Origin of the sequence: Eikenella exigua (genome assembly GCF_008805035.1) — a bacterium.
Classification (GTDB): Bacteria; Pseudomonadota; Gammaproteobacteria; order Burkholderiales; family Neisseriaceae; genus Eikenella; species Eikenella exigua.
The window spans coordinates 1,718,062-1,732,908 of sequence record NZ_CP038018.1; the positions used below are offsets into that span (position 1 = coordinate 1,718,062).

The 14,847-nt window shown below is 58.6% G+C and carries 11 protein-coding genes and 1 pseudogene; 11 read left to right on the plus strand and 1 reads right to left on the minus strand.

Annotated features, from left to right (window positions below; translation table 11 throughout):
- The first annotated feature begins 183 nt into the window (after nt 1-183).
- Nucleotides 184-2,274, plus strand: a complete 2,091-nt coding sequence (locus tag EZJ17_RS08795) for a carbon starvation CstA family protein (RefSeq protein WP_067440154.1) — start codon at nt 184-186, stop codon at nt 2,272-2,274.
- Entirely contained in the window at nt 2,264-2,470 is a 207-nt protein-coding gene (locus tag EZJ17_RS08800; RefSeq protein WP_067440151.1) for a YbdD/YjiX family protein, read from the plus strand. Before EZJ17_RS08795 ends, EZJ17_RS08800 begins: the two co-directional genes overlap by 11 nt.
- A gap of 296 nt (nt 2,471-2,766) precedes the next feature.
- Here EZJ17_RS08800 and EZJ17_RS08805 read toward each other — a convergent pair whose 3' ends face one another.
- Complete coding sequence (locus tag EZJ17_RS08805; protein WP_067440149.1) at nt 2,767-3,348, minus strand: LemA family protein; 582 nt, start codon at nt 3,346-3,348, stop codon at nt 2,767-2,769.
- Between the two features lie 950 nt (nt 3,349-4,298).
- On the opposite strand from EZJ17_RS08805, the gene EZJ17_RS08810 reads away from it, so the two are divergent.
- The 9 genes and pseudogenes from EZJ17_RS08810 (at nt 4,299) to EZJ17_RS08845 (ending at nt 14,808) form a co-directional block, all read left to right on the plus strand.
- Nucleotides 4,299-4,952, plus strand: a complete 654-nt coding sequence (locus EZJ17_RS08810) for a class I SAM-dependent methyltransferase (protein WP_067444441.1) — start codon at nt 4,299-4,301, stop codon at nt 4,950-4,952.
- 111 nt (nt 4,953-5,063) lie between these two features.
- Nucleotides 5,064-6,974: an ATP-binding cassette domain-containing protein gene (locus tag EZJ17_RS08815; RefSeq protein ID WP_067444438.1), complete on the plus strand. Its 1,911-nt coding sequence runs from the start codon at nt 5,064-5,066 to the stop codon at nt 6,972-6,974.
- 82 nt (nt 6,975-7,056) lie between these two features.
- Nucleotides 7,057-7,467: pseudogene (locus EZJ17_RS10685) on the plus strand (glycosyltransferase family 2 protein); the annotation flags it as partial.
- A gap of 111 nt (nt 7,468-7,578) precedes the next feature.
- Nucleotides 7,579-8,721 carry a lysophospholipid acyltransferase family protein gene (locus tag EZJ17_RS08820; protein ID WP_240746217.1) on the plus strand — a complete coding sequence of 381 codons (1,143 nt, stop codon included), beginning with the start codon at nt 7,579-7,581 and terminating at the stop codon, nt 8,719-8,721.
- Nucleotides 8,714-9,160, plus strand: a complete 447-nt coding sequence (locus tag EZJ17_RS08825; RefSeq protein ID WP_151086426.1) for an acyl-CoA thioesterase — start codon at nt 8,714-8,716, stop codon at nt 9,158-9,160. Before EZJ17_RS08820 ends, EZJ17_RS08825 begins: the two co-directional genes overlap by 8 nt.
- 94 nt (nt 9,161-9,254) lie before the next feature.
- Nucleotides 9,255-9,851: a LolA family protein gene (locus tag EZJ17_RS08830; RefSeq protein ID WP_151086428.1), complete on the plus strand. Its 597-nt coding sequence runs from the start codon at nt 9,255-9,257 to the stop codon at nt 9,849-9,851.
- Nucleotides 9,852-10,004: 153 nt separating this feature from the next.
- Nucleotides 10,005-10,607 (plus strand): DUF4189 domain-containing protein, encoded by a 603-nt coding sequence (locus tag EZJ17_RS08835; protein ID WP_167508181.1) that lies wholly within the window; start codon nt 10,005-10,007, stop codon nt 10,605-10,607.
- 240 nt (nt 10,608-10,847) lie between these two features.
- Nucleotides 10,848-12,503, plus strand: a complete 1,656-nt coding sequence (locus EZJ17_RS08840; RefSeq protein ID WP_151086433.1) for an ApeI family dehydratase — start codon at nt 10,848-10,850, stop codon at nt 12,501-12,503.
- Entirely contained in the window at nt 12,496-14,808 is a 2,313-nt protein-coding gene (locus EZJ17_RS08845) for an MMPL family transporter (protein WP_151086435.1), read from the plus strand. The genes EZJ17_RS08840 and EZJ17_RS08845 overlap by 8 nt, the downstream gene beginning before the upstream one ends.
- Nucleotides 14,809-14,847 lie beyond the last annotated feature (39 nt).

Genomic DNA, 14,847 nt, shown 5'->3' on the forward strand with positions numbered 1-14,847 from the left:
CTCTTGAAAATTTAACGTAATTATTTCCACAAATATGTTAAGCTTATACTGTTTGGTAGTTTAAGACGTTTGTGCCTTATTAATGGTACAACGTCCGATTACCGGATAGGGGGCTGCCGAAGTTGGGCAGTACGGCCTGGCCGGACAGCCGTTTTATTTTTGTTGAATCGGAGTGTTGTTATCATGAACAAACTCAAAAGCTTCCTGATATGGGGTGCTGTGGTGCTGGCTGGCTTGGCCTCCTTTACCACTTTGGCTATCCATCGCGGTGAACAGGTAAGTGCAGTCTGGATGGTAATTGCTGCCGTCTCCGTATATGCTATTGCCTACCGCTTTTATAGCCTCTATATTGCCAAAAACGTAATGCAGCTCGATCCCAACCGGCTCACGCCGGCCGAGCGCCACAACGATGGCTTGGACTATGTGCCGACGCACAAAGGTGTGCTGTTCGGCCATCATTTTGCCGCCATTGCCGGCGCCGGCCCCTTGGTAGGCCCAGTACTAGCCGCGCAGATGGGTTATCTGCCTGGTACGCTGTGGATTATCTTCGGCGTAGTGTTTGCCGGTGCGGTTCAGGACGCGATGGTATTGTTCGTGTCCATGCGCCGCGACGGTAAATCCTTGGGTGATATAGTTAAACAAGAGCTGGGCACCGTGGCTGGCGTGATTGCCTCCATCGGTATTCTGATGATCATGGTGATCATTATGGCCGTGCTGGCGTTGATTGTGGTGAAAGCCTTGATCCACAGCCCATGGGGTACCTTCACCATCGCCACCACCATCCCGATTGCCCTGTTTATGGGTATCTACACCCGCTACATCCGTCCAGGCAAAATCGGCGAGATTTCCATCGTCGGCTTTATCCTGCTGGTGTTGGCGATTGTGTATGGCAAAAACGTGGCCGAAAGTTCCTTCGGGCATATCTTCGACTTGGAAGGCTTGTCTATCGCCTGGGCGGTAATGATCTATGGTTTTATCGCTTCCGTACTGCCGGTATGGTTGCTGCTCACTCCGCGCGACTACCTTTCCACCTTCCTGAAAATCGGTACCATCATTGCATTGGCCTTAGGCATCATTATTGTTAGCCCGCCGCTGCAAATGCATGCCGTTACCCGCTTTATCGACGGCTCCGGCCCGGTGTTTTCAGGTAGCCTTTTCCCCTTCCTATTCATTACCATCGCCTGCGGTGCGGTATCTGGTTTCCACGCCCTGATTTCTTCCGGCACCACCCCGAAAATGGTGGAAAACGAAGAACACGTGCGTATGATCGGCTACGGCGGCATGATTATGGAAAGCTTTGTGGCTATTATGGCGCTGGCTGCTGCTGCTTCGCTTGATCCTGGTGTGTATTTCGCCATGAACAGCCCGGCTGCCCTCATCGGCACCGATGCTGCCAATGCCGCACACGTGATCACCACCCAGCTGGGCTTCCCGGTAACTGAGGCCACTCTGCTGCATACTGCCAAAGAAGTGGGCGAGCTCACCATCCTGTCCCGTGCAGGCGGTGCGCCGACTCTGGCTGTGGGCATGGCGCACATCATGAGCCAGTTGATTCCCGGCGAAGGCATGATGGCGTTCTGGTATCACTTCGCGCTGCTGTTTGAAGCTCTGTTCATTCTAACTGCAGTGGACGCCGGTACCCGTGTGGCCCGCTTCATGATTCAAGACTTGGGCAGTATCTTCTACAAACCGTTCGGCAACACCGACAGCCTGCCTGCCAACCTGATTGCTACCTTCATAGCCGTGGCTCTGTGGGGCTACTTCCTCTACACCGGGGTAACCGACCCGCTGGGGGGTATTAACTCCCTATGGCCACTGTTCGGTATCGCCAACCAGATGCTAGCAGGCGTGGCCTTGATCCTGTGTACTGTGGTTCTAATTAAGATGAAACGCGACCGCTACATTTGGGTTACTTTGGTACCGTCTATCGGCGTATTAGTGGTAACTTGCTATGCCGGTTGGCAGAAAGTGTTCGATTCCAGCCCGCGTATCAGCTTTATGGCTCACGCTGCCAAATATAAAGCAGCCTTGGCCAACGGCGAAATCCTGGCTCCGGCCAAAACCGCCGAAGAAATGAGCCGCATCGCGTTCAACGACTATGTGAACTCCGGCCTAACCGTGCTGTTCTTGGCTGTGGTGGTATTTGTGGCTGTTTACGGCTTCCAGGTAGCCATGAAAGCTCGCAAAGTCGGCTGGGCCACCGCCCACGAAATCCCGCCGGTATTCCGTAACGAAACCGCCGGCGCAAACACCGAGTCCGTGAATGAAGCATAAACTGAAACAGCACCTACATCAGGCTTGGGAAACAGCCAAGTTGACCGCCAACCTGATGGTGGGCGTACCGGATTACGCCAACTATGTGGTACGCCAAAGGCGCTATAACCCCAACGCACCGGTGATGACCGAACAGCAGTTTGCAGATTACTGCCGCAAACGCCGCTGTGGCGCCAACGGCGGTCGCTGCTGCTGACTCTAGCTTTAGCGAAACCAAACCGCTTGAAAGGGCATGTCCTTTCAAGCGGTTTTTCTGCATGCTGCGATTGGCGTTCTACGGGTTATGGTAATGTGTTGTTATTATTGTTCAAAATATTTTCAAGCCTCTTCGCATTTTGAAAGGGCTGCCTGAAAACACTTTTTGCCTTACTATTGTCCTAGCCTGCAGAGCACATATAGCTGAAGCAACTTGTCACCCATGCAAAAACCACATCAGCCTTGGGCATACCGAATGGATTCAAAAAGGCTACCTGAAAACCTCATTATCTACCCTTAAAACCGCACCTCAGGCGGCACTTGGTGTTTGGCGCGGTCGGGAAACTCCAAAAGCTGTGCCGGCTGCCGGTGCCCGAAATAGGCGGCGATAATGCTGTGCGGAAACAGCTGGCGCAGCATGTTGTAGCCCATGGCCGCGTCGTTGTAGGCCTGGCGGGCGAAGGCGATACGGTTTTCCGTGCTGGTAATTTCCTCGGCCAGCTGGCGCATATTAGCAGCAGCCTGCAAATCTGGATAGGCCTCAAGCTGCACCATCAAGCTGCGCACAGCTTGGGTGAGCAGGGTTTCAGCAGCAGAAAGCTGCGCCACCGCTTCCGCATTTTCCGGCCGCGCAACACTCAGCACGCCAGCGGCCTGATTGCGCGCCTGCGTAACCTGTGTAAAGGTGTCATTTTCGTGTTTCAGGTAGCCTTTGGCGGCAGCCACCAAATTGGGAATCAGGTCATGCCGACGTTGCAGCTGAACGCCGATTTGGGAGAAGGCGTTGCGGTATTGGTTTTGCGAAATCACTAAACGGTTATACACCATCACGCCCACCACACTCAACGCAGCCGATAAAAGAAGGACAATCCACAACATGAGGCTCTCCTAAGTGTTAAAATTAACATTTCAATATTATCACAAAATTTCGTACGAACAACGATTTGTATGGTTTTCAGGTAGCCTGAACCACAAAATCGCCCTACGCAACCACAGGATAAGCGACCTTGACTGAAAAACTAAATAATGCAGACTTTAATTACGCTTGCTTGGACAAAACAGAAACGCTATTAAAGAAGCCTTGGAATTGGCTGTCAGCCTAATCAAATTCCTGAATAGATCCCATGATGATGACTATAATCGCTATCGGCGAGGCCCGTCCGCATTTAAACGAGCCAGAGCAGACGTTCGAAATGCTCAATAAGGCTCATCAGTCAAGCAAAGCTCACGCATTCAAAGGGCATGATGATGCTTGGGAATTTCATAAACCGTACAACACATAGACCGAATTTCGAGTCTGGAACCCCTATCAGGCTGCCGGAAAGCTTGATTTTTAGACAGCTTTTGCCTGCCCAACACCACCCGCCGCAAAAATGCACCACGACAAAGAAAGCCACAGTCACCACCACAACCCTGCCGCACAAGCGCTGCAACTGTTTTTAAACAACGGAGAAACACTGTTATTCCAAAACGTTGCTTATTTTTAGTTTGAAAACATCCGCCTACAAAATGGATTTTGGATTTGGAAAGTATTACCGTACACCAAATTACGGCAAACAATATTGCCAACTTTCCCACATTGGCGTTTTACCAAACTGCCGACACCCCATATATGTATCTTTCATGGGCTCATCCGCAGGGGCTGTAGGTATATTATCTGTCGCGGCAAGCCATAAGCTATGAGCAAGGTGGACACTTGCTACCTGAACGTTTTGTATTTGGGGCTACTTGAAACCGCATAAGCATAAATGCCCACCCTACAACAATCGGCAATTTGTATCATCTGCCTACACTACACCTACTTAAACTACAGACATTAAGGAGCCATAATGGAATTATCCGCTGAACAAACTGCCGCCCAACTGCGCTGTCCGCACGATGAAGCGGGAGTGCTGTTCGGGCAGGTGATGAACCTGCGCAACCTGGCCCAAATCATCAGCGCGTTCGCCGCCGCCCACCTGCGAAACGGCGACAAGATCTTAGAAACCGGCTGCGGCAACGGCGGTCTGCTGGGCTACATCCTGTCGCAGGCAAACGACCTGCACTACACCGGCTTGGAAATTTCGCCATTGATGTGTGAACAGGCGCAGGCATTCAACGCGCCGTTTATTGCCGCAGGGCAGGCAGATTATTTGCTGTATGACGGCGGCGCGCTGCCCTTTACCGATGCCTCGTTCGATAAAACCGTGTCAGTCAACACCGTCTATTTTTGGGACGATGCGCCGCTCATGTTGTCCGAATTCTGTCGCGTACTGAAACCCGCCGGCCGACTGTGCCTGAATTTCTGTGAAAAAGAATTCATGTCCAAATTGCCGTTTGCAGCTCACGGCTTCACGTTCTACAACGCCACCGACATCCATGCCCTAACTGATAACCTGCCGTTGCGTTGCGTACTTGAACAGCGCAGCCGCGATTGGGCAGTCAGCAAAAGCGGCAAACTGGTACGGCGTGAATTTGTGGATTTGGTATTTGAGCGGATGTAGCAGCTGTAGGTCAGATACTTGTATCCGACCTACCGCCTGCAGGCTGCCTGAAACCCCATCTGGAAACCAAATGCAGGCTGCAACCCTGAAACATTCACCCCAAGGACACCCATGACCATCCTCCAAGCCGAAAACCTTTCCTTCGCCTTCGGGCATGTCGCCCTGCTCGACAAAGCGTTTTTCCAACTGGCCGCGGGCGACAAAGTCGGGCTTATCGGGCGCAACGGCGCGGGCAAATCCAGCCTGCTGAAAATCCTCGCCGGCGTGCAGAAGCCCGACGACGGCCAGCTCATCCTGCAAAACGGGCTGAAAACCGTGTATGTGCCGCAGGAGAGCTTTTTCGACGGCGCGGCCACCGTGTTCGACATGGTGTCCGAAGGGCTGGGCAGCCTACGCGGCGTGCTGCGGCGTTACCACGAAATCGGCCGCGAGCTGGCGAACGGACAAAACGACAGCCTCATCAAAGAATTGAACGAACTGCAAAACCAAATCGAAGCGCAAAACGGCTGGCAGTTCGACGCGCTGGTCAGCCAGACCATCGGCGAGCTGGGGCTGCCTGAAAACGAAAAAATCGCCAATCTGTCCGGCGGGCAGAAAAAGCGCGTCGCGCTGGCGCAGGCGTGGGTGCAGAAGCCCGACATCCTGCTGCTGGACGAGCCGACCAACCATTTGGACATTGACGCGATTTTGTGGCTGGAAAATCTGCTGAAAAACTTTTCAGGCAGCCTGATTGTGATTACCCACGACCGCCGTTTTTTGGACAATGTGGCCAACCGCATCGTCGAACTCGACCGAGGCAGCCTGCGCTCCTATCCCGGCTCGTTCGCCAAATACAGCGAGAAAAAGGCGGAAGAACTGGCGGTAGAAGCCGAACACAACCGCCTGTTCGACAAATTCCACGCGCAGGAAGAGGCGTGGATTCGCAAAGGCATCGAAGCGCGGCGCACGCGCAACGAAGGGCGCGTTAAGCGTTTGGAAGAATTGCGGAAACAGCGCGCGGCGCGGCGCGATCGGCAGGGGCAGGTGTCGTTCAAGCTTGATTCGGGCGAGAAAAGCGGCAAAATCGTCGCCGAGCTGGAACACGCCTCGTTTGCGTACGGCAATAAACTGATTATGAACGATTTTTCCGCCGTGATTCAGCGCGGCGACAAAATCGGCCTGATTGGCGCGAACGGCATCGGCAAAACCACGTTTTTGAAGCTGATTTTGGGCGAACTCGCGCCCACCGGCGGCAAAATCCGCCTCGGCAGCAAGCAGGAAGTGGCGTATTTCGACCAATTCCGCAGCGCGCTGAACGAAAACGACACCGTGTTCTACACGCTCGGCCAGGGCAACGATTATGTGGAAATCGGCGGCAAAAAGCGGCACGTGATGGGCTATCTGGAAGACTTCCTGTTCCACCCCGCCCGCGCCCAGTCGCCCGTGTCGTCGCTTTCCGGCGGCGAGCGCAACCGCCTGCTGCTGGCCAAACTGTTCACCCGCCCCGCCAACATTCTGGTGCTGGACGAGCCGACCAACGATTTGGACATCGACACGCAGGAATTGCTGGAAGAACTGCTGCGCGACTACGCCGGCACCGTGTTCCTCGTCAGCCACGATCGTATGTTTTTGGACAACGTGATTACGCAGAGCATTGTATTTGAAGGGGAAGGCCGTCTGAAAGAATACATCGGCGGCTATCAGGACTATGCCGACGCAAAAGCGCGCGAAGACAAAGTGCAGGCTGCTGCCGCCCCCGCCGCCAAGCCCGAAAAACAGCCAGAAAAAGACAAACCCAAGCCCAACCGCAGCGTGAAACTGTCGTACAAAGAACAGCGCGAACTCGACGCCCTGCCTGACGAAATCGCCGCGCTGGAAGCCGAACAGGCCGATTTGAACGCCCAACTTTCCAACCCCGAAATCTTCAAAGACTACGAAAAAGCCGGCAGCCTGCAAACGCGCGCAGAAGAAATCGAAATGCTGCTGCTGGAGAAATTGGAGCGGTGGGAGATGCTGGAAGCGAAGCAGAACGGGGAGAGTTAAGTTTGGCTTCGTTGAAGCTGCGCTTTCAGGTAGCCCTTCCGCCCTTTTGCTACAATCCAGCCTTTCCCACCGCCGCCCAATCATGAAGCTCCTCGCCGTCATCCCCCACTACCGACATCTCGGCACGCTGCCGCAGGTGGTTTTCGCCCTGCGAGATTGCGGCCTGCCCGTTTTGGTGGTGGACGATGGCTCAGGCGAAGACTGCCGCGCCGGTTTGGAGGCCTTGCGCGAAGAAGGCGTTCAGGTAGCCTTCCGCCCGGTGAACGGCGGTAAAGGCAGCGCGATGAAATGGGGGTTCAAATTGGCAGCGGAGCAGGGTTTCAGCCACGTTTTACAGATTGATGCCGACGCGCAGCACAGCTTTGCCGACATCCCGCGCTTTATCGAAACCGCGCAGTCGCAGCCGCAGGCCGTGGTGTGCGGGCGGCCGGTATACGGCGGCGACGTGCCCAAATCGCGCCTCTACGGCCGCAAAATCACCGATTTTTGGAACGTGCTGCACACTTGGTCGTTCGACATCAAAGACGGCATGTGCGGCTTCCGCGTTTATCCGCTGGATGCCGTTTTGCCCATCCAATACGGCGGCGGCATCATCGGCGAGCGCATGGATTTCGACAACGAAATCCTCATTCGCCTGCATTGGGCGGGCGCGCCCTTCGTGTGGCTGGACACGCCCGTGCGCTACGAAGCGGGTGGCGTATCGCACTTCAACGTGCGCCGCGACAACCTGCTCATCAGCAAAATGCATGCCCGCCTGTTTTGCGGCATGGTCGCCCGCCGCCTCGGCCGCTTTTTCAGACGGCCTCAAGCCGCACAAACCGCTCAGGCGCATTGGTCGGCACAGCGCGAACGCGGCCACCGCCTCTTCCTCAAGATTACCGAATGGCTGGTGCGCTACCTGCCCCTGTGGCCGGTACACGGCATTGCCGCACTCGTTGCCGCCTATTTCTACCTCACTTCCGCCGCCCAACGCCGCAGCGTGCGCCAATATCAAGGCTACCTGAAAACCAGTTTCCCCACCGCACCGCTGCCCGCGTGTTTCCCCGTATACCGCCAATTCGCCGCCTTCGGCCAAGCCGTGGCCGACCGCTTTGCCGTGTGGCAGCATAAAATTACCGTGCCCGACCTCGTGGTGGAAGACCCCGACAACCTGTATGCCGATATAGACAACCACAACGTACGCGGCCAAATCATCATCTGCTCGCATCTGGGCAATATTGAAGTGTGCCGCGCCCTCGTCTCCCACCACCAAGGCTTCAAACTCAACGTGCTGGTGCACAACGCCCACGCCGAAGATTTCAACCGCGCCCTCAAAGCCGCCGGTTCCAGCGATTTGCAGCTGATTCAGGTAGCCGACCTCGACGCGGCCAAAATGCTCCAGCTCTCGCAAAAACTCGATGCCGGCGAATGGCTCGCCATCGCCGCCGACCGCACCCCCGTGCGCGGCAACAAAACCGTGCCCGTGCAATTCCTCGGCCACACCGCCCATCTGCCGCAAGGCCCTTGGCTCTTGGCCGGCCTCTTGCGCGCACCCACCAACACCGTCTTCGTGTTAAAAGAACACGGCCGCTATCACCTCTGCCTGAAACGTTTTCAGGTAGCCCCAAGCTGGACCGCCGCCACGCGCAAACAAATGATTGAAAACATGGCGCAACAGTATGCCGACGTTTTAGCCGCCCACGCCGCCCGCGCGCCGCTGCAATGGTTCAACTTCTACGACTTCTGGAGCAACACCCCACATGGCTAAACACATCTACTGCCGCCACCACACCGAGATCGAAGTCCCCTTTTTCGACGTAGACGTGATGCAGATCGTCTGGCACGGCCACTATGTAAAATACCTCGAAATCGCCCGCTGCGCCTTCCTCGACGCCATCGGCTACAACTACACCGTTATGCTCAAGCACGGCCACGCCTGGCCCGTGGTAAAGCTCGACCTCAAATACATCCACCCCGCCCGCTTCGGCCAAAAAATCCGCGTGGAAATGGCCGTAACCGAATACGAAAGCTGCCTGCGCATCGACTACATCCTGCGCGACGCAGAAAGCGGCATCAAACTCACCCAAGCCCACACCACCCAAGTTGCCCAGCGCATCGACAACAGCGAAATGCAGTTCCAAACCCCCGCAAGCTGGCAACAGGCCGTGCGGCAGTTTGCAGGATTCGTGCCCTTGGCCAAGGATTGAGGCCACCTGAAACCCTGTAACCTCTTCGCGCCGCACGCCCCGCAAATCCACTATACTACGCTTCTCTTCATCCTCCCCACATAACTCCGGCACCATGAAAAAACTCCTCCTCAGCCTCTTCCTTTCCCTTGCCGTCCTCCCTGCGCTTGCCTTCAGCACCGCCGAGCTCACCACGCAGCTGCAAGCCCCGCAGAGCGTGCAGGGCGGGTTTATCCAGCAGCGTTTTTTGCGCTCGATGGACAAACCCGTGCAAACCGGCGGCCGTTTCGCCCTGCGCCCCGGCCGCGGCCTGTTTTGGCATCTGCAAAAACCGTTTGAAATGAAACTGCGCGTGCACCGCGACGGCATCAGCCGCCAAGACGCGCAAGGCCAGTGGCGTGCAAACGGTAGCCAAACCGCGCAGGCCGCACAAGTGAAACTCTTCATGGCCGTGCTCGGCGGCGACACGGCCGAGCTGCAACGCCATTTCAACCTCGCCCTTTCCGGCAACGCCCGGCAATGGCAGCTCACCCTCACCCCGAAAACCGCCGTGATGCGCCAGGTGTTCAACAAAATCGTTATCAACGGCGGCCAGCTGGTGCAGAAAGTGGAGCTGGATGAAAAACAGGGCGACCGCATCGTGATGCAGTTTAACCAGCTGCAAACCAACCGGCCCCTCAACCCCGCCGCCCAACAAGCCTTGGGCGAATAAGCCAAGCCAGAAATCACTTTTAACTACGCGGGAGCTGCGTTTTCAGGTAGCCTTCAAGCAGCGGGATAGATGTTTACAATATCTTGTATTTTGTTACAATCCGATCATCGGCAATACCCTTATTCCCCTTTCAAAACAGACAGGAGCGGCAAGATGAAGCAAACCATGATGAACACGGCAGCGGGCGTATTGGCGGCGCTGCTATTGGGCAGTGCGGGCTTGGCTTGGGCGGATGGTTTCGACCCGTGGCTGGCAGACGGGCTGAACAAGCAAATCCAGCAGAACCGCGAAGCACAACAACAGCCAACCTACCACGGCCCCACCACCGCCGAAATACGCGCCTGGGAGCAGCGCGAGGCGGAGGTGCAAGCAGAAATCGCGGAACTGCGCCGCACGCCGTTTTACATGGCGATTGCCTATGATTTCGGTACGTTTGAAATCATGTGGGCCGGTGGCTATTATTCTGAACGCCGGGCAGTTGAGAGAAGCTTGAAACAATGCAAAACATCCAATTGCCGGGTATTTGCAACCTTCTCAAACGCTTGCGCTGTGGTTACGCGCCCGGATAGGGGCGCGCGCTCAACAGAAGATTTGTTTGTCGGCATTGATACCGATGACTCAAGAGCCGCGGCCAAATCCATACAAGCCTGCGAAGCCCGACATGGGCAAGGGCAATGCAGCTATTTGAACCCGCGTACTAAAAACGGCATGGCTTTCTGCACGGGCTACGATTACAGTATCTACGGCCATCGTTAAGTCGGTTACAGCCAAAAAGGCTACCTGAAAGTTTCAGGTAGCCTTTTGCCAAGCGTAACCTGCACAAGTGACTTGCAGCTTCCGCCGCCCATGTGCCACTTCGTTTTATTTTTCGGCTCGCAGGGACTTCGGCCCACCGTTCCAAGCCTAACAGTGGGCTGCCTATACGACACTTTTCAGATAGCCCCTAAAGCTGCCTGAAACACCGCCAATCCCTTATCCAACATCCAACCCGAAACCATGCCCATACTCCCGCTTTTAAACCGTTCCCCCGATTCCCTGTTGGCCGAAGGCTGGACAGCCTCGCAGTTTTCCGCCGCCACGCTGGCTTTGGCTGCGCGTTTACGTGCGCACAAGGTGCAGGCCGCCGCGTTGTGGTTTGACGATGCGGCGCGGCTTGCTTCCGCGCTGCTGGCCGCGTGGCTGGCGGGCGCGGAGGTGTATCTGCCGCCGAATCTGGCAGAGGAAAACCGCCGTTGGGCGGAAGCGGGCGGGGCGGTGTGGTTGAGCGACGTGCCCGACGTTGCAAACGGCCTTTGGCTGTACGACGGGGAGGCGGAGCAGGCAGCTGCGCCGGCGGAAGCGTTGGAATGGCCGCGTGAAAACGTGCTGTATCTGAAAACTTCCGGCTCTTCGGGCGAAGCGAAGGTGGAAACCAAAACCCGCGCGCAGATGCAGGCCGAAGCGGCGGCGGTGGCCGACAGGCTACCTGAAAGCTGGCACAGCTTGGCCGCCGTGGGCAGCGTGAGCCCGCAGCATTTATACGGGCTGACTTTCCGCGTGTTCGTGTCGCTGGCGGCGGGCTGGGCAATCGGGCGGCGGCAGTGCGTGTATCCCGAATTGCTGCTGGCCGATTCGCGCCGCGAGTGCGTGTGGATTGCCAGCCCCGCGCTGTTGAACCGCTTGGGCGAGGGGCGCGATTGGGCGCGGCTGCGGCAGAATGTGCGCGGCATCATCAGCGCGGGCGGGATGCTGCCGGAGGCCACCACCGCGCTGCTGCAAGAGAAGCTGGGCTTCGCGCCGCACGATGTGTACGGCAGCACGGAAACCGGCGTCATCGCGCTGCGGCAGGGCGGCGCTTGGGAACTGCTGCCCGAAGTGGAGGCTTCGGTGAACGAAGAAAACATTTTTCAGGTAGCCTCGCCGTGGAGCGGCGGGGTGCGGCAAACCGCAGATGCGGTGCGGCTGGACGGGCGCCGGCTGGAGCTGCTCGGCCGCCAAGACCGCATCATCAAGCTGGAAGACAAGCGCGTGTCGCTGGCGCAGCTGGAGCACGATTTGCTGGCGCACGGCTGGGTGGCCGACGCGCATTGCGCCCGCCATCCGCAACACGGCCGGATTGCCGCCTGGGCGGCATTGGGCGAAGCGGGCATTGCCGCGCTGCGCGAGCAGGGGCGCGCCGCCGTGGTGCAAACCCTGAAACAGCATCTGGCCAAAACGCAAGACACCGCCGCGCTGCCGCGCTATTGGCGTTTTGCCGCCGCCCTGCCGCGCAATTCGCAGGCGAAAATCCGCACGCAGGATTTTCAGGTAGCCTTTACCCAGCCGCAAACCGCGCCGCAATGGGCTTTGCTGCACGCAAACGAAGAAACGCGCGAATATGCGTTTGAAGGCGTTGTACCGCTGGATTTGACGTATTTCGGCGGCCATTTCGCCGATTTCCCGCTGGTGCCCGGCGTGATCGAAGTGCAGTGGGCGATGGATTTGGCGGCACGCTTCGATTGGGGCAGAAAACCGGTGCAACACATCGAAAACCTGAAATACCAACACTTTGTGCGCCCGCACGACACCGTGCAGCTCACGCTGCGGCACGACGCGGCGAAAAACAAAATCCATTTCGCCATCAGGCAGGGCGACACGCCTTGCGCTTCGGGCAGGGTGGCGCTGCATGACTAGGCTCGCGTGGCTGTATGCCCTGCTGCTGGCCTTCGCCGCCGCGTGGCTGGGCTGGGGGATAGCGCAAGGCGGCCGTCTGCAAACCGACCTCACCGCGCTGTTGCCCGCCGACGCGCAGGTAGACGCGGTGTGGCGCGCGGCAGACGAAGCGGGCGAAAAACAGCTCAACGGCCAAATCCTGCTCTTGGTGGGCAGCGAAGATGCCGACCGCGCCTTCGCCGCCGCCGAACAAGTGGCCGACCGCTGGCAGCAAAGCGGCCTGTTCGCCGCGGTGGACAGCCGGCTGAACCCCGATTTGGCGCAACTGCGGCAGGAAATCCGCCGCCTCGGCGTGAACGCCCTGCCGCGCGAACAGCAACAGCTGCTCTTGCACGACCCCGCCGCCTATTTCCAACAACGCGCCGAAGACGCGGCCAACCCGTTTGCTGCGCAAATCGTGCCGCTGGAAGACGACTGGCTCGGCTTCGCCCGCTTCGTGCAGCAAAAACAGCCTTCCAGCCGCCTGCAATGGCACAGCGGCAACGGCATGATGTATAGCGAACAAGACGGCATCACTTGGGTGTGGCTGCGCGCCAGGCTACCTGAAAAAGCCGCCTCCAATCAGGCCGAACGCCTGCTGCCGCTTCTGGCCGATTCCCGCGCCCAAGCCGAGCGCGGCGGCTACCGCCTGCTGGCCGCCGGCGGCGCATTGTTTGCCGCCGAAGCCAAAACCCAATCCGAACGCGAAAGCGGCCTGATGTCCGCCATCGGCCTCACGCTCACCTTCGCCCTGCTGTTGGCCGTGTTCCGTAGCCCGCGCGTGTTTGCACTGGTGTTGCCGCTGGGCGCGGGCATGCTGCTCGGCGCGGCGGCCGTGGTGGGCGCGTTCGGGCAGATTCACATCCTCACCGTCGTGATCGGCACCAGCCTGGTGGGAATGCTGGTGGACTTTCCACTGCACTGGCTCACGCCCTCGGTGTTTTCGCCCGACTGGGCGGCCAAAGAAGCCATGCGCCGCGTCCTGCCCGCCTTCCTCGCCGGACTGGGCATCACCGCCACCGGCTACCTGCTGCTCGCCTTCACCCCGCTGCCCGTGCTGCGCCAAACTGCCGTGTTTTCCGTGGCCGCGCTCGGCGGCGCGTTTGCCGCCACCGTGCTCCTGCTGCCGCCGCTGTTTCACGGCTACCACCCCCGCGCCGCCTGGTTTGCCGCCGCCATGCACAAGCTCGCCGCCGCCCGCCTGCACTGGCTGCTCCTGCCCATCCTGCCGCTGGCCGCCGCAGGCTACCTGAAAACCGACTGGCGCGACGACATCCGCGACTGGGCGGCCCTGTCGCCCCAACTCATCGCCGAAATGCGCCAAGTGGCCGACATCAGCGGCAACGACACTGGCGGCCGCAGCATTCTCGTGCAGGCCGACAACGCAGACGAACTGCTGCGCCGCAGCGCGCAAGTGGAAGCCGCCCTGCAACCCTTGGTCGGCAAAGGCGGTCTCGGCGGCGTGCAGTCGCTCAACCAGTGGCTGCTGCCTGCCGAAGAGCAGCAAGCCCTGCTCGCCCAACTGCGCCGCCTGGCCGAACAATCCGCCCCGTCGGCCGATCCCATGCTCCAGCTCGGCCTGAAGCTCGACACCATCCAAACCGCCCTGCAGCAAGCCGCCACCCAGCCCGTCGTCCCGCTTGATCAAGCCTTAAGCGGGCAAACCGCCGAAGCCTGGCGCACCCTCTATCTGGGCAACATCCAAGGCCAAGAAGCAGCCCTCGTGCGCGTGCAAGGCCTGAACGATGCCGCCGCCGTGCAAACTGCGCTCTCCGCGCTGCCCTGCAACCAAGGCGGCACCTGCGCCCGGCTGGTGGACAAACGCGCCCGGCTGAACGAACTCTTCCGCCACACCCGCAACCACGCCGCCTGGCTCAAACTCGCCTCCTTCGCCCTAGCCTGGCTCGTGCTGTGGCGCATCTTCGGCGCACGGCGCGGCAGCCTCATCCTCGCCGTGCCGCTGATTTCCGCCACCGCCACCATCGGCCTGCTCGGCTGGCTCGGCCTGCCCATCAGCCTGTTCGCCATGTTCGGCCTGCTCTTGGTAGCCGCCGTGGGCGCGGACTACGCCGTCTACGCCCTCACCGCCCGCGAAACCCCCGCCGCCAAACTCGGCGGCATCCTCCTCGCCGCCCTCACCACTGCCATCTCCTTCCTGCTGCTCGCCATCAGCACCACCCCCGCCGTCGCCGCCTTCGGCATCACCGTATCGCTCGGCGTGGGGCTGAACGTATTGCTCTCGGCCTGGCTGCTGAAGAAGGAAGGAGCGGGGCGGGAGGCCGTCTGAAAAAGGCTACCTGAAACTTAAACCCATACGGTTTTATAT

Excerpts from the sequence above, each read along its gene's own strand:
- EZJ17_RS08795 (WP_067440154.1), top strand. The coding sequence starts at position 184 with ATGAACAAACTCAAAAGCTTCCTGATATGGGGTGCTGTGGTGCTGGCT.
- EZJ17_RS08800 (WP_067440151.1), top strand. The coding sequence starts at position 2,264 with ATGAAGCATAAACTGAAACAGCACCTACATCAGGCTTGGGAAACAGCC.
- EZJ17_RS08805 (WP_067440149.1), bottom strand. The coding sequence starts at position 3,348 with ATGTTGTGGATTGTCCTTCTTTTATCGGCTGCGTTGAGTGTGGTGGGC.
- EZJ17_RS08810 (WP_067444441.1), top strand. The coding sequence starts at position 4,299 with ATGGAATTATCCGCTGAACAAACTGCCGCCCAACTGCGCTGTCCGCAC.
- EZJ17_RS08815 (WP_067444438.1), top strand. The coding sequence starts at position 5,064 with ATGACCATCCTCCAAGCCGAAAACCTTTCCTTCGCCTTCGGGCATGTC.
- EZJ17_RS08820 (WP_240746217.1), top strand. The coding sequence starts at position 7,579 with ATGGATTTCGACAACGAAATCCTCATTCGCCTGCATTGGGCGGGCGCG.
- EZJ17_RS08825 (WP_151086426.1), top strand. The coding sequence starts at position 8,714 with ATGGCTAAACACATCTACTGCCGCCACCACACCGAGATCGAAGTCCCC.
- EZJ17_RS08830 (WP_151086428.1), top strand. The coding sequence starts at position 9,255 with ATGAAAAAACTCCTCCTCAGCCTCTTCCTTTCCCTTGCCGTCCTCCCT.
- EZJ17_RS08835 (WP_167508181.1), top strand. The coding sequence starts at position 10,005 with ATGAAGCAAACCATGATGAACACGGCAGCGGGCGTATTGGCGGCGCTG.
- EZJ17_RS08840 (WP_151086433.1), top strand. The coding sequence starts at position 10,848 with ATGCCCATACTCCCGCTTTTAAACCGTTCCCCCGATTCCCTGTTGGCC.
- EZJ17_RS08845 (WP_151086435.1), top strand. The coding sequence starts at position 12,496 with ATGACTAGGCTCGCGTGGCTGTATGCCCTGCTGCTGGCCTTCGCCGCC.